Origin of the sequence: Streptomyces sp. NPDC051211 (assembly GCF_040689505.1) — a bacterium.
Lineage (GTDB): Bacteria > Actinomycetota > Actinomycetes > Streptomycetales > Streptomycetaceae > Streptomyces.
Window position 1 is genome coordinate 1 of the sequence record NZ_JBFBAV010000049.1, and the last position, 19,571, is coordinate 19,571.

The window sequence follows — 19,571 nt, forward strand, 5'->3', positions numbered from 1 at the left end:
TCGTCCGACAGCGTCAACTCGGCCTTCGGTCGCCCCATTCGTGCCATGGAGCAAGCCTACACATCTGAACAGAATTCATGACTCAGAAGACTAGGCCGTGCCCCCTTTACCCGGGCATCCCGGTCCTTGCGGCCGGGCGCCCGGTACCGGACGTGGCGAAGCCCCCTCCCCGGACGGCCGGGAGGGGGCTTCGGCTATCGGGGCATCGGCCGCTCGGGCCGGTGCCGCGTGCCCGGACTCAGACGTTGACGCCGAAGTCCTGCGCGATGCCGGTCAGGCCGGAGGCGTAACCCTGGCCGACCGCGCGGAACTTCCACTCCGCGCCGTTGCGGTAGAGCTCGCCGAAGACCATCGCGGTCTCGGTCGCCGCGTCCTCGGAGAGGTCGTAGCGGGCGATCTCGGTGCCGCCGGCCTGGTTGACGACGCGGATGTACGCGTTGCGCACCTGGCCGAAGTTCTGGCTGCGCGAGTCGGCGTCGTAGATGGACACCGGGAAGACGATCTTGTCGACATCGGCGGGCAGGCCCGCCAGGTTGACGTTGATGGCCTCGTCGTCGCCCGAGCCTTCGCCGGTCCGGTTGTCACCGGTGTGGACGATGGTCTGGTCCGGAGTGGACTTGTTGTTGAAGAAGACGAAGTGGCCGTCGGAGACGACCTTGCCCGTCGCGTTCACCGCGATGGCCGACGCGTCCAGGTCGAAGTCCACGCCGGTCGTCGTACGGACGTCCCAGCCGAGACCGACCGTGACCGCGCTGAGGCCGGGCGCCTCCTTCGTGAGCGAGACGTTGCCGCCCTTGGACAGGCTTACCGCCATCGGATGTCCCTTTCCTCGAACCATGACCGTCAAGACCGTGTGGTCAAGCTACCGCTGACTGTCTTAACGCGGGGAGGGGACGGGAGGTTCCAGCCCGGCGGTCGGTTGTGCGAAAAGGATGCGAAATGGAGGTGACGGGGAGTGCGGCCGGGCGGGACCATGGGGGCATGCCTGGTCCCTATGTCATCCGCGGTTCGGTCGTGCTGCCCGAGGCCGAGCTCACGTGGCGCTTCTCGCGTTCCTCGGGGCCCGGCGGACAGCACGTCAACACTTCCGACTCCCGGGTGGAGCTGCTGTTCAACCTGCGCGACACCGGTGCGCTGCCCGATGTGTGGAAGGAGCGGGCGCTGGAGCGGCTGGCCTCCCGTCTGGTGGACGGGATGGTCACGGTCCGCGCGTCCGAGCACCGCTCGCAGTGGCGCAACCGCGAGATGGCCCTGGTACGGCTGGCCTCGCTGCTGGCGGAGGCGACCGCCCCGCCGCCCAAGCCGCGCCGCGCGACGAAGATCCCCCGCGGGATCAACGAGCGGCGCCTGCGCGAGAAGAAGGCCCGCGCGGAGACGAAGCGGGGCCGCTCCGGCCGCGACTGGTAGCGCCGCGACTGGTAGCCCAGGGCCGGCAGCTCCCGCAGGCACCGCCCCGTCCGGTCGGCAGCGCGAGCCGCCTACGCCCCCATCCGGCGGTAGCCACCGCGGAAGTACATCAGCGGGCCGCCCTCGGCGGGCGGAAGGGTCGCGCCGAGGACCCGGCCGATGACCAGGGTGTGGTCGCCGGCCGGTACCCGGGATTCGGTCCGGCATTCCAGAGTGGCCAGTGCGCCCCCGATCAGCGGCGCGCCCGAGATCTCGCCCCTGGAATACGGCAGGTCGGCGAAGAGGAGCCGGTCGCTGATGCGGCCCTTCATCGCGAACCGGCCGGCCACCTGCCGCTGGCCGTCGGCCAGCACCGACACCGCCCACAGCGGCTGTTCGGCCAGTAGGTCGTCCATCCGGGAGCCCTCCCGCAGGCTCACCACCACCAGCGGCGGGTCCAGCGAGACGGACATGAAGGCGGTGGCCGTCATGCCGGCGTCCTCGCCGCGCGGGCCGCCCTCGGTCAGGGGCGGTTCGTGCGCGGTCACCAGCACCACGCCCGCCGCGAGCCGGGACATCGCGGCCCGGAAGTCTTCGTTGCTCACCCCTTCAGCATGAGGGGTGGGGGCAGTGCCGGGTCCGGTCCCGGGTCTCGTCTTCAGCATGACCCGAACGCTAGTCTCGCCCTCCCGGGCCCCGCATCGGACCGCGGTCCGAGTCCGGTCCTAGTCCTGTCCGAGGCCGGTCCGAGGCCGGTCCGAGGCCGGTCCGAGGCCGGTCCGGGTCCGTTCGGCGGTGTGCCGCGGCGGTCCCGGCACCGCGACCTAGGACCCGCGACGTATCGTTTGCTTCCGGTAATGGAGCGGAGCGCTCCCACCCCTCCCGTACCCCTATTTCCATATCGTGTGACTTAAGTCACAGAGAGCAAGATTTGTTGACCCTGTGTACCTGGCGCACAGCTCACTGTGATTCAGTGGACGGGACACCGCAACGAAACGCCGATGACAAACCTGGAGTTGCTGTCGAGGTCTCGGGGAGAGCGAGCAATGGAGACCGAGTCGGAGCCGTACGTCCGTCTTGCGACCCTGCGGCAGCTGCACCAGGTGGTGGCCGAACTCAACACGGCCAGGAGCCTGGCGGACACTCTGCAGACCGTCGTGGACGGCATCGTCGTGGGCCTCGGCTACGAACTCGCCTGTGTCAACCTCGTCCGCCCCGACGGTGATCTCGTCGTCGCCGCCTTCGCCGGCGACCCCGCCGCCGAAGCCCTGATCACCGGCCGGGTCGGCTCCCGGTCCTCCTGGGAGCGCCGCCTCTCCATGGGCGAGTCCTGGGACGGCCTGCGCTTCATCCCGCACACCGAGGGCTGGGTCCTGCTGGAGGACGACGTGCCCCAGTGGCACACCGACGGCCCCGAGCCCCGCTTCAAGGACGAATGGCACCCCGAGGACCGGCTGTACGCGCCGATGTACGCCTCCGGCGGCGAGCTGCTCGGGGTCATTTCGGTGGACAGGCCGCGCAACGGCCGCCGCCCCGGCGCGTGGGGGCGCGAAGCGCTCCAGATGTACGCCTTCCAGGCCGCCATTGCGATCAGTAACGCCCGGCTGCGCGCGAACATGCAGCGCGCCCTGGTCCGGCTGGAGCGCGAGCAGCAGGCGCTCCGAGCCAGTGAAGAGTCGTTCCGGCAGGCCTTCGAGTACGCGCCCAGCGGCATGGCCATCGCCGAGATGGGCGGCGACCAGCACGGCCGGCTGCTGCGCACCAACGACGCCCTCTGCCGGCTGCTGGGCCGCCCGGCGTCCGTGCTGCGCCGCTACTCCTTCTCCGACCTGGTGCACCCGGAGGACATCGGGACGCTGCTGCGGACCTCCGCCGAGGGCGGCCGGGCCGAGCTCCGCCTCGGCCGCCGGGACGGCACCTATGTATGGGTGTCGCTGCGGAACTCGGTGGTCGCCGACGCAGCCGACGGCCCGCGGTTCCTGCTCACCCACGTCGAGGACATCGAGGAACGCAAGCGGCACGAGCTGCAGCTCGCCCACCGGGCCAGCCACGACTCGCTGACCGGCCTGCCCAACAGCGCCGAGCTGCGGGCCCGGCTCGGCGCGCGGCTGTGCCGCCGCCCGCAGTCGGTGCGGGCCACGGCCGTGGAGGCGCTGGACGCGGCCTTCGAGGAGCGGGGCGCGGCGGCCGTCTCCGGGGAGCACGGCTTCCGGCCCGACGGGCTCCCCGACCCCTTCGAGTTCCCCGGTGCGCCGGGCGGCAACGGTCACGGGCACGGTGGCGGGCCGGGCGCGGGTGCCGTCGCCGGCGGCCCGTACGACCACCACGTGCACACCGTGGCCCCCGCCACCGACATCGACGACGGCACCAAGGGCCTGGCCGTCCTCTTCTGCGACCTGGACGGGTTCAAGTCGATCAACGACCGGTTCGGGCACCACACCGGTGACGCGGTGCTCATCGAGGTGGCCCGGCGGCTGACGACGGGCGTCAGGGACGGTGACACCGTCGCTCGGCTGGGTGGTGACGAATTCGTCGTCCTTGCCGACGGGCTGGGGGCGGCCGATGCCGCCGATCTCGCCGTGCGGCTGCGCAACGCGATCATCCCGCCGATCCGGGTGGACGGCCGTGCGGTCAGGGTGGGGGCCAGTTTCGGCATCGGCTGGGCCAGCTGCGGCATGTCCGCGGACGAGGTGTTGCGCTCGGCCGACCAGCGGATGTACATCGAGAAAAGGTCCCGTTCCAAGGCGCACCGGCGGGCCGGCTGAGGGCATCCGAAGCCCGTGTGTGCACGTGTTCGGGGTAGGCTCCCGTGGGTCGAAAGGAGTGACCTGCGATGACCACCCCCGCGAACAAGCCCGAGGACGACGATCCGTTCGGCTACCTCTACGCGGACGGCCAGGCTGCCGGAGCCACCCCGCCCCCGTCGGGCGGTGGATACGGCTACCCCGGCCCGACGGTCGGTGGTCAGCCCGGCGTGCAGCCCGGCGTGCCGCGGACCTCGTACAACCAGGTCCATACGGTCGGCGAGCGCAGGCCCGGCGGCCAGCGCGGCCAGGTGCCGCCGCAGCCGCAGCCGCACTACGCGGCCCCGGAGGCGATCCAGGGCGGCGGCTACGGCGTTCCGCCGCAGGCCCTGCCCCCGCAGCCCCCGCAGCAGCACACCCAGCGGATCGCCTCGCACGGCGGCGGTGGCGGCTCAAGCCGGCGCGGCCTGCTGATCGCCGCGATCGCGGTGGTCGCCGCGGTTGCCATCGGCATCGGCGCGGCGATGACTTTCGGTGACAAGGGTGAGAAGGACGACACCGCCGGCAAGCAGCCCGCGGGCGGCACCCAGAACCAGTCGGCGGCCCCGCAGAACTCGGCCAGCCCGGAGCCGAGCACGTCGAAGTCCTCGGGCCCGGTGCTGCCCAAGGGCGACGCGGGCGGCCCCGGTATGGCTCTGACGGGCAACGCGGGTCTGCAGAGCGTGATTCCGGGCGCGAAGTCCGCCAGCGGCCAGTACGTCGGCAACTTCAACCAGGTCGGTGCGGCGGTGACCTGGACGCTGGAGGCGCCGAAGGCCGGCAAGTACCGCTTCTACATCCGGTACGGCATTCCGGGTGAGGACGCCGACGGCACCCTGACGATCAACGGCAAGCCGAACGAGAAGCCGGTCAGACTGCACAACTTCTCCAAGCAGCCCAAGGGCGACTGGGAGAAGGGCTGGCAGACCACTTGGGGTCAGGTGGACCTCAAGGAGGGCACCAACACCATCAAGCTGTCCTGCGAAGCCAACAACAAGTGCAACGCGAACATCGACCAGTTCTGGCTGACCGGTCTCTCGGGCTGAGCCCGTCGGCCCGCCGGCCGCTAGTCGGGCTGACCTGACGTCACCTTCACCGACCCCCGCAGCTCTTCGTAGGTGCGGGGGTCGAACTCTCCCGCCGCCGGGGCCTGCACCGTCGCCGCCGACAGGGCGACCGCGCGGGTCAGGCGTTCCGGCCAGTCCAGGCCCTCCGCCAAGGCCGACAGCAGGCCCGCGACCGCCGAGTCGCCCGCGCCCGTCGGGTTGCCCGACAGGGCGCGCGGCGGGGCCGCCTGCCAGGTGCCCTCCGGGGTGGCCGCCAGCAGGCCGGCCGGGCCGAGGGAGGCGACCACCGCGTGGGCGCCGCGGCGGCGGGCGGCCAGGGTGGCGGGCAGGGGCTCGCGGGACCCGGTCAGCTCGGCCAGTTCGACCGCGTTCGGCTTGATCAGGTCGGGGCGGGCGGCCACACCGCGGCGCAGGGCCTCTCCGCCGGTGTCCAGCAGGACGGGGACCCCGGCCGCGCGGGCCGCCCGGACGAGGACGGCGTACGCGCCCACCGGGAGGCCCGGGGGGAGGCTGCCGCACAGGGCGACTGCGCGGGCGGTGCCGAGGAGTTCCTGGTAGCGGGCCTGGAAGCGGGTCCACTCGACCGAGGAGATGGCCGGGCCGGGCTCGTTGAACTGGGTGGTGTCCCCGGTGGACGCGTCGACCACGGCGACGGTGCGGCGGGTGTTCCCGGCGCACGGGACCAGTGCGTCGGCGACGCCCGGCGCCTCGGCGAGGGAGGTACGCAGGACCTCGCCGTGCGGTCCACCGGCGAAGCCCGTGACGGTCACCCCGTGCCCCAGCGCGGCCAGTACCCGGGCCACGTTCACGCCTTTGCCACCCGGCCGTTCACGGACGTCGCGGACGCGGTGCGAGGCATGCGGGAGCAGTCGCGGCACGTGGTACGTCACGTCCAGCGCGGTGTTGAGCGTGACGGTCAGGATCATGGCACCCCCCGGTCGGTCGGTGCCGGGATCATGCCAAACAGTTGGCGGTCCGCCCAGTCCCCGGGGCCGACCGCCGCCTTTCGACTACCCGCTCAGGCGAGCGGGCTGACGATCCATTCGCCGCGCCGCATGACGCCCTTGAGGTCGAAGTCCTCGTCCAGGACGACCAGGTCGGCGTATTTGCCGGGCTCCAGCGAGCCGACCCGGTCGTACAGGCCGAGGAGTTTTGCGGGGTTCGCCGAGATCGCCCGGACCACCGATTCCACCGGCAGCCGGTCGACGGTCACCGACCGCTTGAAGGCGGTGTCCAGGGTGAGCGTGGAGCCCGCGATGGAGCCGCCCTCGACGAGGCGTGCCACGCCGTCCCTGACCTCGACCTCCAGCGGGCCGAGGTGGTAGGTGCCGTCGCCGAAGCCCGCCGCGTCCATCGCGTCGGTGATCAGTGCGACCCGGCCGGCGCCCGCGTGGTGGAAGGCCAGTTCCAGGGCGGCCGGGTGGAGGTGGGTGCCGTCGTTGATCAGCTCGACGGTGACCCGCTCGTCCTCCAGCAGGGCGGCGATGGGGCCGGGGGCGCGGTGCCCGAGGGCCGGCATGGCGTTGAACAGGTGGGTGGCCACGGTGGCGCCCGCGTCGATGGCCTCGCGGGTCTGCTCGTACGTGGAGTCGGTGTGCCCGATCGCGGCGATCACCCCGTGCTCGGCCAGCAGCCGTACGGAGTCCAGGCCGCCGGGCAGCTCGGTGGCCAGGGTGACCATGCGGGCGGTGCCGTGGGCGGCGTCGACGAGTTTGCGGACCTCGGCGGGGTCCGGGTGGCGCAGCAGGTCCTCCTTGTGGGCGCCCTTGCGGCAGGGGGAGATGAAGGGGCCCTCGAAGTGGATGCCCGCGAGGTCGCCCTGCTGCACCAGTTCGGCGAGCAGGCCGGCCCGCCGGGCGAGTTCGTCGAGGTCGCCGGTGACGGTGGAGGCGATCAGGGTGGTGGTGCCGTGCGCGCGGTGCGTCCGTACGCCCTTGAGCACCTCCTCCGGGGTGCCGGAGGTGAAGGAGGCCCCGCCGCCGCCGTGGTTGTGCATGTCCACGAAGCCGGGGACCACCCAGTGTCCGGACAGGTCGACGAGCTCGGCGGCCTCGGGCGCGCTGCCCGCGATCCGGTCGCCGGAGACGATGACCCGGCCGTTCGCGACGGTCCCGGTGGGCAGCACCACCCTGGCGCCGGAGAGAACGGTGCTGTGTGCGCTTCCGGACATCAGGCAGGTACCTCCGTGGCGAGTAGGTCCCAGGCGAGCAGCCCTGCGCCCAGGCATCCGGCGGTGTCCCCGAGGGCCGCCGGCACGATGTCGGGCAGCCGCTGGAACGTCACGCGCTCCTTGACGGCCGTCCGCAGTGGTGTGAACAAGGTTTCCCCGGCCTCGGCGAGCCCGCCACCGATGATCAGCGTGCGCGGGTCGAGCAGGGTGAGGGCGGTGACCAGGCCGTCGGCGAGCGCGCCGACGGCGGCCTGCCACACCTGCCCGGCGGCGGCGTCGCCGGCTGCGACGGCCTCGGCGCAGTCCGCGGCGTCGGCGTCTGGGTTTCCGGAGGCGGCGGCCCAGGCGCGGGAGACGGCGGCGGCGGAAGCCAGGGTCTCCAGGCAGCCGCGCTGGCCGCAGCCGCACTCGGGGCCGCCGGGGCGGACCACGATGTGTCCGATCTCGCCGGCGTAGCCGTGGGCGCCGGCCTCGATCCGGCCGTCGATGCCGATGGCGCCTGCGATGCCGGTGCCGAGCGGGACGAAGAGGAAGCGGTCGGCGTCGCGGCCGGCGCCGATGCGGCCTTCGGCGAGTCCTCCCGTGCGGACGTCGTGCCCGAGGGCGACGGGGATGCCGGCCAGCCGTGTGCTGAGCAGGGCGCGCAGGGGTACGTCGCGCCAGCCGAGGTTGGCCGCGTACACGGCGATGCCGTTCTCGGCGTCGACGATGCCGGGGACGGCGACTCCGGCGGCCGAGGCCGCCCGCCCGAACCGGTCGGTGCCCAGGGCGTGCAGTTCGGCGGCGAAGTCGAGGATCGACTCGACGACGGCCTCGGGGCCCCGGTCGCGGCCGGTCGCGCGCCGCGCCTGGTGGAGCAGGGAGCCGTCTTCGGCGACGAGGGCGGCCTTCATCCCGGTGCCGCCCACATCGAGGGCGATGACGTGTTTCACGGGTTTCACGGGTGACAGTCTCGCGTGCATCAAGGGGAAAGGTCTAGTCCATTGAGGGGGATTGTTGAGTGGCCATACAAATTCGGGGACGCGGATGTCGCAGGTCCGCCCCCCGGGTCCTGCGGCGTTGGCGAAGTGGTGTAGACCTTATGGGCATCGTACGGACAACCAGGGGTGGATCGAGAGCTGTGCAGGGCCGTTACCGAAAGCTGGCCACGACCGTCGGCGCACTGTGCCTGACCATGACGCTGACCGGCGCGCTGACGGGCTGCGGAGCCCTCGGCCTCAGCGAGGACAACGAGGTGACCCTCCGCGTCGTGGCGGCCGACTACGGAGACAATCCGCAGAACTCCTCCGCCGCCTACTGGAAGAACCTCGCGAACGGCTTCGAGAAGGCCAACCCCGGGATCAAGGTCGAGGTGACCGTCCTGTCCTGGTCGGAGGTGGACGCCAAGGTCGCCGAGATGGTCGCCGCCGGCAAGGCCCCCGACATCGCACAGATCGGCGCCTACGCCGACTACGCCGCCGCCGACAAGCTCTACTCCGCCGACGAACTGCTCTCCGTCCACACCGAGGCGGACTTCCTCACCCCGCTCGCCGACGCCGGCACCATCGACCGGGTCCAGTACGGCATGCCGTTCGTGGCCAGCACCCGGCTGCTCTTCTACAACGAGAAGCTCTTCGCCGACGCCGGGATCACCGGCAAGGACGGAACCTCCTGGGCCCCCAAGACCTGGGCGGACCTGGAAGCCGCCGCGAAGAAGCTGAAGGCCGCCGGGGTGACGACCCCCTTCGCGCTGCCCCTCGGCCGCGAGGAGGCCCAGGCCGAAACCATGATGTGGCTGCTCGCCGGCGGCGGCGGCTACACCGACACCGAGGAGAAGTACGCGCTCGACTCCCCGGCCAACGTCAAGACCTTCACCTGGCTGCGGGACAAGCTCACGGGCCAGGGCCTGACCGGCCCGGTCGAACCGGCGAAGCTGGACCGGCAGGCCGCCTTCGACGCGTTCTCCCGGGGCGAGGCCGGCATGCTCAACGGGCACCCCACCCTGATGAAGCAGGCCGAATCCAAGGGCGTGAAGTACGGCATGGTCCCGCTGCCCACCATCGACGGCGAACCCCGCCCCGCCATGGGCGTCGCCGACTGGGTGATGGCCTTCAAGAACGGGCACCGCAAGGAGTCCGGCAAATTCCTCGACCACCTGTACGCGCCGGAGAACGTCACCAGGTTCACCGGCACGTACGGCCTGCTGCCCGTCACCACCAGCGGCTACCGCGCGATGGAGCAGGGCACCGGCGGAGCCGACCCGCGGCTGCGCACCTTCCTGAAGGCCCTGCCGAGCTCACGGCTCTACCCGGTGAACAAGAAGTCCTGGGCGGGCGTCAGCGAGAACGTCAAGCAGCGCATCGGCAGCGCCCTGCTGCCGCCCCCGGCCTCCCCGTCCCAGACCCTGGAGGACCTGGCCGGCGAGGCCCGCGTGGCCGAAGCGGGCTGACCACGGGCGGCGCCGGGGGTGTCGGAGCCCGGCGATATGTTGGACGGTATGACAGACGACGGGCAGGAACTCTCGGAGCGCGAGGCCGCCGTGCTCGCGTACGAGAGCCGCACCTGGCCCGGGCCCGGCGCCAAGGAGCGCGCGATACGCGAACACCTCGGCATGACCCCGGTCCGCTACTACCAGCTGCTCAACGCCCTGATGGACGACCCCCGCGCACTGGCCCACGCCCCCGGCACGGTCAACCGCCTCCGCCGCATCCGCGCCGACCGCCGGGCCCGCCGGTAAGGGACCGCCGGTAAGGGCCAGCCGGCAGGGGGACCGCCGGGCCCGCCGGCAGGGGGTTCCGTGCCCTTCGTTCGGAAGCCTGGGCGGGCCCCCGCGGGCGCCGGTAGGGTCGGGGGCATGGGGAGCCATCCGCACGACATGCCGATGCCCGTCACCGCTGCCGGACGCGAGGGACTCGAAGCCCTGCTCCGCGCACCGCGCCGATCCGTGGTCGCCCTCGACTTCGACGGCACCCTCGCCGAGATCGTGCCCGACCCGGACCAGGCCCGCGCCCACCCGGACGCCCTCCCGGCGCTGTCCGCGCTCGCGCCCCGGGTCGGCTCCGTCGCGGTGATCACCGGCCGGCCGGCCGGGGTCGCCGTCCGCTACGGCGGCTTCGCCGGCGCAGCAGGCCTGGAGCACCTGGTGGTCCTCGGCCACTACGGGGCCGAACGCTGGGACGCCGTCACCGGGAACGTCCACGCCCCCGCCGAGCACCCCGGCGTCGCCGCGGTCCGCGCCGAGCTGCCGGGCTTCCTCGACTCGATCGGGGCCTGGCAGGGCACCTGGATCGAGGAAAAGGGCCGGGCCCTCGCCGTCCACACCCGCCGCACCGAGGACCCCTCCGCCGCCTTCGCGGCCCTGAGCGAACCCCTCACCGAGCTGGCCCGGCGCCACGGCCTGGTGGTCGAACCCGGCCGCGCCGTCCTGGAACTCCGCCCGCCGGGCACCGACAAGGGAGTGGCCCTCACCGAGTACCTCGCCGAAACGGAAGCGGAAGCAGTGCTGTACGCGGGCGACGACCTGGGCGACCTCGCCGCCTTCGCGGCCGTGGAGAAGCGCCGCGCCGACGGCCTGCCCGGCCTCCTGGTCTGCAGCGGCTCCGCGGAAGTCCCCGAACTCTCCGCCCGCGCGGACCTCACCCTGGCCGGCCCCGGCAAGGTCGCCGCCTTCCTCGCCACCCTGGCCCGGGCCATCGACTCCGACACCCCCTAGGAGCCCCGCAGGTCCGTCAGCTGGGCAGTGAACCAGGCCGCCGGGGGCAGGGCCGTGGCCGCCGTGGCCAGGCGCTTCGTGCGTTCCGTGCGCTCCTCCGGCGGCATCGACAGGGCCTGGTGCAGGGCCTCGGCGGTCTCCGACACGTCGTACGGGTTCACCGTCAGCGCGTCCCTGCGGAGCTCGTCGTACGCCCCCGCCCCGGTCGACAGGACCAGCGCGCAGCCCGCCTCCGACACCACCGGGATCTCCTTCGCGACCAGGTTCATGCCGTCCCGCACCGGGTTGACCAACGCCACGTCCGCCAGCCGGTACGCGGCCAGCGAGCGCACGAAGTCGTCCTTCACGGACACGTGCACCGGCTGCCAGTCCGCCGTGCCGAACTCGGCGTTGATCTCCTCCGCCAGTTCCGCCACCGCCGCCGTGTACGTGCGGTAGACCGCGAGGTCCTGCCGGGACGGGTAGGCGGAGGCCAGGTGGACCACCCGGCCGCGCCACTCGGGGCGGCCGGCCAGCAGCTCCCGGTAGGCGAGCAGGCCGCGCACGATGTTCTTCGACAGCTCGGTGCGGTCCACCCGCACGATCGTGCGGCAGTCGCCGACCTCCGCGCGCAGCGAAGCCAGCCGGTCGTTCACCTCGGGCCGGTGGGCCAGCGCGCGCAGCTCGTCCGCGTCCACGCCCAGCGGGTACACCGCCACCTCGGGCCGGCGGGCGGACTCGACGGCCTGCGCGCACTCGGTGAACGCCGCCGCCCAGGCGGCGGTGTGGAAGCCGAGCCGGTCGGCGCCGAGCATCCCGCGCAGCAGTTCCTCGCGGACGTCGGACGGCAGCATCCGCAGGTACTCGGGCGTCGCCCACGGGGTGTGGGTGAAGTGGGCGATCCGCAGGTCGGGGCGGAGCTCCCGGAGCATGCCCGGGGCCAGGGAGAGGTGGTAGTCCTGGATCAGGACGGCGGCGCCGTCGGCGGCCTCGGCCGCCAGTGCCTGCGCGAAGGTCCGGTTGTAGGTCCGGTACGAGTCCCACTGGCGCCGGAACTCCGCGTCGAAGACCGGCGCGCGCGGCACCTCGTACAGCCCGTGGTGCAGGAACCACAGCACCGAGTTCGCGATGCCGTTGTACGCGTCGTCGTAGACCGTCCCGTCGATCTCCAGCATCCGCACGCCCGGCTCGGACAGCCCCCGCCGGACCGCCTCGCGGTCGGCCTCGCCGAGCGCCGCGCAGATCCACAGCGTGTCCGGCTGTTCGGCGAGGGCCGCGGAGAGGCCGGAGACGAGACCGCCCCCGCCGCGCCGGGCACCGAGGGTGCCGTCGGCGGCGAGGGCGTACGAGAGGGGGCCACGGTTGGCTGCGACGAGTACCTGGGAAGCCATGCGGCCAACCTAGCCCGGCCCGCCCCCACTCAAACGTGAGTTCTTCCGCTTCCGCGTGTGCTTAGGCCACGCGGCGGACGGCGTACTCCCGGATGCCGCGCATCGGCGGCCGCTCCTCGGTGTCCACCGGGTAGGTGTGCGGGACGAAGCCGTCCGGGCCGCGTTCGAACTGGGTGAGGGCGGGGCGGACGAGGTGGCCGCGGGAGAGCCGGACCTGGGCGGTCCGGTAGATCGCGGCGGCCATCCGGCCCAGCGCCTGCCCGTCCTGGTGGCGGTGCAGCCGGACCCCGACGTCGACCTGCGCGAGGGCGTCCAGGCCGACCGTGTGCAGGGCGTCGACCAGCAGGCCCAGCTCCACGCCGTAGCCGACCGGGAAGGGGAGCCGCTCCAGCAGGGAGCGGCGTACGGCGTACTCGCCGCCCAGCGGCTGCACGAAGCCGGCCAGCCGGGGCCAGTGCAGGTTGAGCAGCGGCCGGGCCACCAATTCCGTCACCCGGCCGCCCTGGCCGGGGGTCTTGCCGGAGGCGAGCCCGTCGAATTCCGTGCCGAGGGGGCGGTCGTACATGGCCTTGACGAACTGGATGTCCGGGTCGGTCAGCAGCGGGCCGACGATGCCGGAGACGAAGGCGGAGGAGAAGTCGCGCAGGTCGGCGTCGACGAAGCAGACGATGTCCCCGGTGGTGGCCAGCAGGGAGCGCCACAGCACCTCGCCCTTGCCGGGCACGGCCGGGATGCGGGGGAGGATCTCGTCGCGGTGCACCACCCGGGCGCCGGCCTTGGCCGCGACCTCCGCGGTCCGGTCGGCCGACCCGGAGTCGATTACTACGAGTTCGTCAACAAGAGGAACCGGAAGGCCGTCTATCAGTTCCCGCCGGATCACCTCGACTATCTCCCCGACGGTCGCCTCCTCGTCGAGCGCGGGAAGCACGACACTGACCGTCGTCCCAGCCGCCCGCTTCGCGGAAAGCAGCTGGTCGAGCGGCCTGTCGGCGGCAGTCCAGGACCGCCGGCCCAGCCAGCGCTCCACCTCTTCCAGCACCTGCGGCACTCCCTGAATCCGTCCGTCATGAGATCCATCTCGCCGTTCGGACAGCTGTCTCATCCGCCCGATCCGTCGGTTACAGTCTTGAACAACGCGCAGGACCCCCGCATGCCGGGGGTGCTCGCACACAAATGCCCGGGTGCGCCATAGAGCGCGCGGCCCGGCGCCATACCGCTCATCCAGAGGGGCAGAGGGACACGGCCCGTTGAAGCCCCGGCAACCCTCCAGTCGGTTCTCGCGTCTGCGCTCAGCAGCGAGGTCCCCGGCTAGGGAAGGTGCCAAATCCGTCTCGTGGCGAAGTGCGCCACGGGGAAGATGAGGAGAAAGGGCCTCGCCATCATGGCTGCACAGACTGTCGCCACCTCTGTCGATCTCGGACCTGCCGTTGCGCTCTCCTGTCGTGAATGCGGCACCCGCTTCGACCTCGGTCCCATTTTCGCCTGTAACGAGTGTTTCGGACCGCTGGAAGTCGCGTACGAGCTCCCCACCGGTGACCCCGAAGCCCTGCGCGCCGCCATCGAGGCCGGCCCGAACAACATCTGGCGTTACGCCCCGCTGCTGCCCGTCCCGGCCGACGTCGCCGCCAAGCCCAACCTGAACCCGGGCTTCACCAAGCTCGTGGACGCCGAGAACCTGGCCAAGGAGCTGGGCATCACCGGCAAGCTCTACGTCAAGGACGACTCCGGCAACCCGACGCACTCCTTCAAGGACCGCGTCGTGGCCATCGCCGTCGAGGCCGCCCGCGCCTTCGGCTTCACCACGCTCTCCTGCTCCTCCACCGGCAACCTGGCCGGCGCCGTCGGCGCCGCGGCCGCCCGCGCCGGCTTCCGGTCCTGCGTGTTCATCCCGCACGACCTGGAGCAGGGCAAGGTTGTCATGGCCGGTGTCTACGGTGGCGACCTGGTCGGCATCGAGGGCAACTACGACGACGTCAACCGCTTCTGCTCCGAGCTCATCGGCGACCCGCTGGGCGAGGGCTGGGGCTTCGTCAACGTCAACCTGCGCCCGTACTACGGCGAGGGTTCCAAGACCCTGGCGTACGAGATCTGCGAGCAGCTCGGCTGGCAGCTGCCCGACCAGATCGTGATCCCGATCGCCTCCGGCTCGCAGCTGACGAAGATCGACAAGGGCCTGCAGGAGCTGATCAAGCTCGGCCTGGTCGAGGACAAGCCCTACAAGATCTTCGGCGCCCAGGCCGAGGGCTGCTCCCCGGTGTCCACCGCCTTCAAGGCGGGCCACGACGTGGTCCGCCCGCAGAAGCCGAACACCATCGCCAAGTCCCTCGCCATCGGCAACCCGGCCGACGGCCCGTACGTGCTCGACATCGCCCGCCGCACCGGCGGCTACGTCGAGGACGTCGACGACACCCAGGTCGTCGAGGCCATCAAGCTGCTCGCCCAGACCGAGGGCATCTTCGCCGAGACCGCGGGCGGCGTGACCGTCGGCGTGACGAAGAAGCTCATCGAGAACGGGCAGCTCGACCCGGCGCTGACCACCGTCGTCCTCAACACCGGCGACGGCCTCAAGACCCTGGAGGCGGTGGCCGCGGACAGCGGCCAGACCGCCACCATCCGCCCCAGCCTGGACGCGTTCCGCGCCGCCGGCCTGGCCTGACCATCTCCCCGTACTACCGGAAAGGCAGTAGCGCCATGAGCGTCAACGTCCGCATCCCCACCATCCTGCGCACCTACACCGGTGGTGCTGCCGAGGTCCCGGCCGAGGGCGCGACCCTGGCCGAGGTCATCGAGTCGCTGGAGAAGAACCACCCGGGCATCGCCGCGCGCGTCCTGGACGACCAGGGCAAGCTCCGCCGCTTCGTCAACGTCTACGTCAACGACGACGACGTGCGCTTCGAGGGCGGCCTGGAGGCTGCGACTCCGGACGGTGCGGGCGTCTCCATCATTCCGGCCGTCGCGGGCGGCTGACCGGACCGGCACCGTGCCGGCGGGCGGCTGCCGACCCGTCGGTAGCTGACACGCGCAAACCCTGAATTGCCCCCTCCGCAAAAGCGGAGGGGGCAATTCTGCTTGATTGGGCGCGGTAGAGTTGGGGAAGTCCCCTCCGCCGTTCTTGCCCGCCGCATATGAGCGGGCCTCCCCATGGTCGACATCGGGCCAATGTGCGTGTGCGATATGAGGCTTTGGCGTGTTTCGCCAGGTCCAACTTGCCCTGGGATATGGCAAATTTTCACTCTATTTCAAGCTATTCGCATGTCCAGAATTCTCGTCGGAATGACCTGTTGCAGACAGCTCCGGTCCAGATACATTCAGCCGCGGTCGACGCGTTCCGACGCAAGTTCTGACCCGGGACCGCGAAGTGCGGTCCTGCGCAAGGGCCAGTAATAGGGGAGTTAGGCATGGCTCAGGGCACCGTCAAGTGGTTCAACGCGGAGAAGGGCTACGGCTTCATCGCGGTCGACGGTGGTGCGGATGTGTTCGTCCACTACAGCGCCATCCAGATGGACGGGTACCGCACCCTCGAAGAGGGTCAGCGGGTCGAGTTCGAGATCTCGCAGGGCCAGAAGGGTCCGCAGGCGGACATGGTCAAGCTCGCGGTCTGACCAGGACGTCGACCACCGACACGCACACGCGAGGGGCCCACATTCCGGACAGGGATGCGGGCCCCTCGCGCGTTGACCTGCATCGCAGCCGGAGGATGTCCGGTCCTTGCCCGAAGCCGCTTGCACTCGTGGGGGTCGAGTGCTAATCATTGGCGTTAGCACTCTCCAGGTGAGAGTGCTACATAGACGAGGACCGGGTCGGTGAGGCCCGCAGTGTCCGGCGGGAAGGAACCGCCTGGCACGCAGGCCGTCCGTCGCGGGCGCCAGCGCGGTCCGGAGCAATCCACCCCGTCCGGGAGGACCACTTCACATGGCCAAGATCATCGCGTTCGACGAGGAGGCCCGGCGCGGTCTCGAGCGCGGCATGAACCAGCTCGCCGACGCCGTCAAGGTCACCCTTGGCCCCAAGGGTCGCAACGTCGTCCTCGAGAAGAAGTGGGGCGCGCCCACGATCACCAACGATGGTGTTTCCATCGCCAAGGAGATCGAGCTCGAGGACCCGTACGAGAAGATCGGCGCCGAGCTGGTCAAGGAAGTCGCCAAGAAGACCGACGACGTCGCCGGTGACGGTACGACCACCGCGACCGTCCTCGCCCAGGCGCTCGTCCGCGAGGGCCTGCGCAACGTGGCCGCCGGCGCCAACCCGATGGCCCTCAAGCGCGGCATCGAGAAGGCCGTCGAGGCCGTCTCCGGCGCCCTGCTGGAGCAGGCCAAGGACGTCGAGACCAAGGAGCAGATCGCTTCCACGGCCTCCATCTCCGCCGCCGACACCCAGATCGGCGAGCTCATCGCCGAGGCCATGGACAAGGTCGGCAAGGAAGGCGTCATCACCGTCGAGGAGTCCCAGACCTTCGGTCTGGAGCTGGAGCTCACCGAGGGTATGCGCTTCGACAAGGGCTACATCTCGGCGTACTTCGCCACCGACATGGAGCGTATGGAGGCGTCGCTCGACGACCCGTACATCCTGATCGTCAACTCCAAGGTCAGCAACGTGAAGGACCTCCTTCCGCTGCTGGAGAAGGTCATGCAGTCCGGCAAGCCGCTGCTGATCATCGCCGAGGACGTCGAGGGCGAGGCCCTGTCGACCCTGGTCGTCAACAAGATCCGCGGCACCTTCAAGTCCGTCGCGGTCAAGGCTCCGGGCTTCGGCGACCGCCGCAAGGCCATGCTGGGCGACATCGCCATCCTCACCGGTGGCACGGTCATCTCCGAGGAGGTCGGCCTCAAGCTCGAGAACGCCGGCCTGGACCTGCTGGGCCGCGCCCGCAAGGTCGTCATCACCAAGGACGAGACCACCATCGTCGACGGTGCCGGTGACAGCGACCAGGTTCAGGGCCGCGTCAACCAGATCCGCGCCGAGATCGACAACTCGGACAGCGACTACGACCGCGAGAAGCTGCAGGAGCGCCTGGCGAAGCTCGCCGGCGGTGTTGCGGTCATCAAGGCCGGTGCCGCGACCGAGGTCGAGCTCAAGGAGCGCAAGCACCGCATCGAGGACGCCGTTCGCAACGCGAAGGCGGCCGTCGAGGAGGGCATCGTCGCCGGTGGCGGCGTGGCCCTGCTCCAGGCCTCCTCGGTCTTCGAGAAGCTCGAGGCCGACCTCACGGGCGACGAGGCCACGGGCGCGAACATCGTGAAGCTGGCCCTCGAGGCCCCGCTGAAGCAGATCGCGATCAACGCCGGCCTCGAGGGCGGCGTCGTGGCGGAGAAGGTCCGCAACCTGCCCGTCGGCCACGGCCTGAACGCCGCGACCAACGAGTACGTCGACCTCATCGCCGCGGGCATCATCGACCCGGCGAAGGTGACCCGCTCTGCCCTGCAGAACGCGGCCTCCATCGCGGCGCTGTTCCTCACCACCGAGGCCGTCATCGCCGACAAGCCGGAGAAGGCTGCCGCCGCTCCGGGCGGCATGCCGGGCGGTGACATGGACTTCTGATCCCCCGCGGATCGGTAGCTCCAGAAGCTGTAAGCCGAGGGCGGTATCCCCAGCGGGGGATACCGCCCTCGGGCGTTCAGGCGGCCGACCGTGCCACGAAGCGGACCTCCTCGTGGTCCGCGTCGAGCGCGATGTTCAAAGCCGCGTCCAGAGCGGTTGCGAGGCGACGCAGCAGCGGGAGGGTCGGCACGGCGTCGGCGCCCTCGATACGGGAGATCTTCGCCTGGGTGAGACCGGCCCGCTCGGCCAGCTGGGCCTGGGACAGCCCCAGCGCCTTGCGCCGGTCGTAGACGGCCTTGGCGAAGGCCATCGCCAGCCGGACCTCCGAGCGTTCCGCGGCTGCTTCGGGGGACTCGGCGTAATCTCCGGAGGCCTTCTTCTCGCGGGCCAGTTTCCAACGCGCGTGGTTCATGATGCGTCGCCTTCCTCGCCGCGGCTGTACACCGTGTGGGCCGGGCCGTGCTTCATCTCGCACACCATACGGGCTGCCACCGCGCGGGCGATCTGGTCCGCCTCGTGCATACGCGTCTTCCGGAAGACGGTGAGCAGCACGATCCGGCGGCCCGGCGCAAACCAGTACGTGATCCGCGTCGCGACACCGTCGAGCGTGGGCCGCAGCTCGTACACCCCGCCCCTGAGGGGGCGGGCAAACGGCATGGGAGTCCGGGCTCCGTGGACGGCCAGCAGCTCCGCGTACTCCTCTACCTTGCGGTGCTGCTTGTCCGGCAGAGGTTCCAGCCAGGTGCGCACTTCGGGTTCCACCTCGATCACGTGCAGATCGTCGTCCATGCGGCGGAAGGTATGATGTCGTGGACGACATCATACGGCTGTTCCGTCCGCAGCGCCTCACCGGATGAGGAACTCCTGGGTGTTGACGCGGGGTGACCTGGTTGACTGGCCGTATGACTGACGTGTTCATCAAGATCTGTGGCCTGAAGGCCGAGGCGGACGTCGACGTGGCCGTGGCCGCCGGGGCCGACGCCGTCGGGTTCGTGTTCGCGCCCGGGAGCCCGCGGACCGTCGACGCCACCACCGCCCGGCGGCTGGCCGGGCGGGTGCCGGCCGGGGTGCTCACCGTGGGGGTGTTCCGGTGCCAGTCGGTCGAGGAGGTGCGCCGGTTCGCCGAGGAGAGCGGGGTGCGGGGCATCCAGCTGCACGGCGAGGAGGGGCCCGAGGACTTCGCGGCCCTGCGCGCCGAGGGTCGGACCCTGCTGCGGGCCACCGCCGAGCACGCCGAGCGCTGCGGGGAGTACGGCGAGGACCTGCTGCTCATCGACGCCCCCGACCCCGGCTCCGGCAAGCCGTGGAACTGGGGCTCGGCGGACTTCACCGCACCCGAAGGCCGCTGGCTGCTGGCCGGCGGGCTGACCCCGGCCACGGTGCGGGAGGCCGTCGAGGTGACCGGGGCGTGGGGAGTGGACGTGTCCAGCGGGGTGGAGAGCTCGCGCGGCGTGAAGTCCCCGGACCTGATCCGCGCCTTCATCGAGGCGGCCCGCGGCTAGTCGCTGCGTGCGCCCCTCGATCGTGGGACGCTGATGAAAGGCGGCCCGTGCCGCCAAACCGTCG

General features: G+C 71.2%; 20 protein-coding genes and 1 riboswitch. Of the genes, 11 read left to right on the forward strand and 9 right to left on the reverse strand.

Going from position 1 to position 19,571, the window contains the following annotated elements; all coding sequences use genetic code 11:
* Positions 1 to 238 precede the first annotated feature (238 nt).
* Positions 239 to 814 (reverse strand): TerD family protein, encoded by a 576-nt coding sequence (locus tag AB0447_RS31270; RefSeq protein ID WP_366480230.1) that lies wholly within the window; start codon positions 812 to 814, stop codon positions 239 to 241.
* A gap of 167 nt (positions 815 to 981) precedes the next feature.
* Here AB0447_RS31270 and arfB point away from each other — a divergent pair, with 167 nt between their 5' ends.
* Positions 982 to 1,407 carry an alternative ribosome rescue aminoacyl-tRNA hydrolase ArfB gene (gene arfB / locus AB0447_RS31275; protein ID WP_366480231.1) on the forward strand — a complete coding sequence of 142 codons (426 nt, stop codon included), beginning with the start codon at positions 982 to 984 and terminating at the stop codon, positions 1,405 to 1,407.
* A 71-nt stretch (positions 1,408 to 1,478) separates the two neighbouring features.
* On the opposite strand, the gene AB0447_RS31280 is transcribed toward arfB, so the two are convergent.
* Complete coding sequence (locus AB0447_RS31280) at positions 1,479 to 2,051, reverse strand: flavin reductase family protein (RefSeq protein WP_366480232.1); 573 nt, start codon at positions 2,049 to 2,051, stop codon at positions 1,479 to 1,481.
* 381 nt (positions 2,052 to 2,432) lie between these two features.
* Between AB0447_RS31280 and cdgB the strand changes: the two genes are divergently transcribed.
* Both cdgB and AB0447_RS31290 read left to right on the forward strand, forming a co-directional pair.
* Positions 2,433 to 4,151: a diguanylate cyclase CdgB gene (gene cdgB / locus AB0447_RS31285; protein ID WP_366480233.1), complete on the forward strand. Its 1,719-nt coding sequence runs from the start codon at positions 2,433 to 2,435 to the stop codon at positions 4,149 to 4,151.
* Between the two features lie 68 nt (positions 4,152 to 4,219).
* On the forward strand, positions 4,220 to 5,215 hold the full coding sequence (locus AB0447_RS31290) for a carbohydrate-binding protein (RefSeq protein ID WP_366480234.1): 996 nt from the start codon (positions 4,220 to 4,222) through the stop codon (positions 5,213 to 5,215).
* A gap of 20 nt (positions 5,216 to 5,235) precedes the next feature.
* Here AB0447_RS31290 and AB0447_RS31295 read toward each other — a convergent pair whose 3' ends face one another.
* From AB0447_RS31295 to AB0447_RS31305, 3 genes are all read right to left on the reverse strand, one after another.
* Entirely contained in the window at positions 5,236 to 6,162 is a 927-nt protein-coding gene (locus AB0447_RS31295; protein WP_366480235.1) for a 1-phosphofructokinase family hexose kinase, read from the reverse strand.
* Between the two features lie 92 nt (positions 6,163 to 6,254).
* Positions 6,255 to 7,406 carry an N-acetylglucosamine-6-phosphate deacetylase gene (gene nagA, locus AB0447_RS31300; RefSeq protein WP_366480236.1) on the reverse strand — a complete coding sequence of 384 codons (1,152 nt, stop codon included), beginning with the start codon at positions 7,404 to 7,406 and terminating at the stop codon, positions 6,255 to 6,257.
* On the reverse strand, positions 7,406 to 8,299 hold the full coding sequence (locus AB0447_RS31305) for an ROK family protein (protein ID WP_366480273.1): 894 nt from the start codon (positions 8,297 to 8,299) through the stop codon (positions 7,406 to 7,408). Before AB0447_RS31305 ends, nagA begins: the two co-directional genes overlap by 1 nt.
* Before the next feature lie 281 nt (positions 8,300 to 8,580).
* On the opposite strand from AB0447_RS31305, the gene AB0447_RS31310 reads away from it, so the two are divergent.
* The 3 genes from AB0447_RS31310 to otsB all read left to right on the forward strand — a co-directional run bounded on the left by AB0447_RS31310 (position 8,581) and on the right by otsB (position 11,097).
* Entirely contained in the window at positions 8,581 to 9,834 is a 1,254-nt protein-coding gene (locus AB0447_RS31310; RefSeq protein ID WP_366480274.1) for an extracellular solute-binding protein, read from the forward strand.
* A gap of 48 nt (positions 9,835 to 9,882) precedes the next feature.
* Positions 9,883 to 10,122: a DUF3263 domain-containing protein gene (locus tag AB0447_RS31315; protein ID WP_366480237.1), complete on the forward strand. Its 240-nt coding sequence runs from the start codon at positions 9,883 to 9,885 to the stop codon at positions 10,120 to 10,122.
* Between the two features lie 117 nt (positions 10,123 to 10,239).
* Positions 10,240 to 11,097 carry a trehalose-phosphatase gene (otsB, locus tag AB0447_RS31320; RefSeq protein ID WP_366480238.1) on the forward strand — a complete coding sequence of 286 codons (858 nt, stop codon included), beginning with the start codon at positions 10,240 to 10,242 and terminating at the stop codon, positions 11,095 to 11,097.
* Here the strand turns inward: otsB and AB0447_RS31325 are convergent.
* Together AB0447_RS31325 and AB0447_RS31330 are read right to left on the reverse strand one after the other, a co-directional pair.
* Positions 11,094 to 12,467 carry a trehalose-6-phosphate synthase gene (locus AB0447_RS31325; protein ID WP_366480239.1) on the reverse strand — a complete coding sequence of 458 codons (1,374 nt, stop codon included), beginning with the start codon at positions 12,465 to 12,467 and terminating at the stop codon, positions 11,094 to 11,096. The genes otsB and AB0447_RS31325 overlap by 4 nt on opposite strands.
* A gap of 61 nt (positions 12,468 to 12,528) precedes the next feature.
* Entirely contained in the window at positions 12,529 to 13,506 is a 978-nt protein-coding gene (locus AB0447_RS31330; RefSeq protein WP_366480240.1) for a glucosyl-3-phosphoglycerate synthase, read from the reverse strand.
* Between the two features lie 175 nt (positions 13,507 to 13,681).
* A riboswitch (SAM riboswitch) is annotated at positions 13,682 to 13,831 on the forward strand.
* On the opposite strand from AB0447_RS31330, the gene thrC reads away from it, so the two are divergent.
* From thrC to groL, 4 genes are all read left to right on the forward strand, one after another.
* Positions 13,825 to 15,123, forward strand: a complete 1,299-nt coding sequence (gene thrC, locus AB0447_RS31335) for a threonine synthase (protein WP_366480241.1) — start codon at positions 13,825 to 13,827, stop codon at positions 15,121 to 15,123. Its footprint overlaps the riboswitch before it by 7 nt.
* Before the next feature lie 35 nt (positions 15,124 to 15,158).
* On the forward strand, positions 15,159 to 15,434 hold the full coding sequence (locus tag AB0447_RS31340) for a MoaD/ThiS family protein (protein ID WP_366480242.1): 276 nt from the start codon (positions 15,159 to 15,161) through the stop codon (positions 15,432 to 15,434).
* Positions 15,435 to 15,865: 431 nt separating this feature from the next.
* On the forward strand, positions 15,866 to 16,069 hold the full coding sequence (locus AB0447_RS31345; RefSeq protein ID WP_005315736.1) for a cold-shock protein: 204 nt from the start codon (positions 15,866 to 15,868) through the stop codon (positions 16,067 to 16,069).
* A gap of 310 nt (positions 16,070 to 16,379) precedes the next feature.
* Positions 16,380 to 18,005, forward strand: coding sequence for a chaperonin GroEL (gene groL, locus AB0447_RS31350; RefSeq protein ID WP_366480243.1), 1,626 nt, complete (start codon positions 16,380 to 16,382; stop codon positions 18,003 to 18,005).
* Positions 18,006 to 18,081: 76 nt separating this feature from the next.
* Here groL and AB0447_RS31355 read toward each other — a convergent pair whose 3' ends face one another.
* Both AB0447_RS31355 and AB0447_RS31360 read right to left on the reverse strand, forming a co-directional pair.
* Positions 18,082 to 18,417 (reverse strand): helix-turn-helix domain-containing protein, encoded by a 336-nt coding sequence (locus tag AB0447_RS31355; RefSeq protein WP_366480244.1) that lies wholly within the window; start codon positions 18,415 to 18,417, stop codon positions 18,082 to 18,084.
* Positions 18,414 to 18,794: a type II toxin-antitoxin system RelE/ParE family toxin gene (locus AB0447_RS31360; protein ID WP_366480245.1), complete on the reverse strand. Its 381-nt coding sequence runs from the start codon at positions 18,792 to 18,794 to the stop codon at positions 18,414 to 18,416. The genes AB0447_RS31355 and AB0447_RS31360 overlap by 4 nt, the downstream gene beginning before the upstream one ends.
* A gap of 113 nt (positions 18,795 to 18,907) precedes the next feature.
* Between AB0447_RS31360 and AB0447_RS31365 the strand changes: the two genes are divergently transcribed.
* Entirely contained in the window at positions 18,908 to 19,507 is a 600-nt protein-coding gene (locus AB0447_RS31365; protein ID WP_366480246.1) for a phosphoribosylanthranilate isomerase, read from the forward strand.
* Positions 19,508 to 19,571 lie beyond the last annotated feature (64 nt).

What these genes read in the sequence shown, in the direction of transcription:
- AB0447_RS31270 (WP_366480230.1), bottom strand. Translation starts at nt 814, where the DNA reads ATGGCGGTAAGCCTGTCCAAGGGCGGCAACGTCTCGCTCACGAAGGAG.
- arfB (WP_366480231.1), top strand. Translation starts at nt 982, where the DNA reads ATGCCTGGTCCCTATGTCATCCGCGGTTCGGTCGTGCTGCCCGAGGCC.
- AB0447_RS31280 (WP_366480232.1), bottom strand. Translation starts at nt 2,051, where the DNA reads ATGCTGAAGACGAGACCCGGGACCGGACCCGGCACTGCCCCCACCCCT.
- cdgB (WP_366480233.1), top strand. Translation starts at nt 2,433, where the DNA reads ATGGAGACCGAGTCGGAGCCGTACGTCCGTCTTGCGACCCTGCGGCAG.
- AB0447_RS31290 (WP_366480234.1), top strand. Translation starts at nt 4,220, where the DNA reads ATGACCACCCCCGCGAACAAGCCCGAGGACGACGATCCGTTCGGCTAC.
- AB0447_RS31295 (WP_366480235.1), bottom strand. Translation starts at nt 6,162, where the DNA reads ATGATCCTGACCGTCACGCTCAACACCGCGCTGGACGTGACGTACCAC.
- nagA (WP_366480236.1), bottom strand. Translation starts at nt 7,406, where the DNA reads ATGTCCGGAAGCGCACACAGCACCGTTCTCTCCGGCGCCAGGGTGGTG.
- AB0447_RS31305 (WP_366480273.1), bottom strand. Translation starts at nt 8,299, where the DNA reads ATGAAGGCCGCCCTCGTCGCCGAAGACGGCTCCCTGCTCCACCAGGCG.
- AB0447_RS31310 (WP_366480274.1), top strand. Translation starts at nt 8,581, where the DNA reads ATGACGCTGACCGGCGCGCTGACGGGCTGCGGAGCCCTCGGCCTCAGC.
- AB0447_RS31315 (WP_366480237.1), top strand. Translation starts at nt 9,883, where the DNA reads ATGACAGACGACGGGCAGGAACTCTCGGAGCGCGAGGCCGCCGTGCTC.
- otsB (WP_366480238.1), top strand. Translation starts at nt 10,240, where the DNA reads ATGGGGAGCCATCCGCACGACATGCCGATGCCCGTCACCGCTGCCGGA.
- AB0447_RS31325 (WP_366480239.1), bottom strand. Translation starts at nt 12,467, where the DNA reads ATGGCTTCCCAGGTACTCGTCGCAGCCAACCGTGGCCCCCTCTCGTAC.
- thrC (WP_366480241.1), top strand. Translation starts at nt 13,825, where the DNA reads ATGAGGAGAAAGGGCCTCGCCATCATGGCTGCACAGACTGTCGCCACC.
- AB0447_RS31340 (WP_366480242.1), top strand. Translation starts at nt 15,159, where the DNA reads ATGAGCGTCAACGTCCGCATCCCCACCATCCTGCGCACCTACACCGGT.
- AB0447_RS31345 (WP_005315736.1), top strand. Translation starts at nt 15,866, where the DNA reads ATGGCTCAGGGCACCGTCAAGTGGTTCAACGCGGAGAAGGGCTACGGC.
- groL (WP_366480243.1), top strand. Translation starts at nt 16,380, where the DNA reads ATGGCCAAGATCATCGCGTTCGACGAGGAGGCCCGGCGCGGTCTCGAG.
- AB0447_RS31355 (WP_366480244.1), bottom strand. Translation starts at nt 18,417, where the DNA reads ATGAACCACGCGCGTTGGAAACTGGCCCGCGAGAAGAAGGCCTCCGGA.
- AB0447_RS31360 (WP_366480245.1), bottom strand. Translation starts at nt 18,794, where the DNA reads ATGGACGACGATCTGCACGTGATCGAGGTGGAACCCGAAGTGCGCACC.
- AB0447_RS31365 (WP_366480246.1), top strand. Translation starts at nt 18,908, where the DNA reads ATGACTGACGTGTTCATCAAGATCTGTGGCCTGAAGGCCGAGGCGGAC.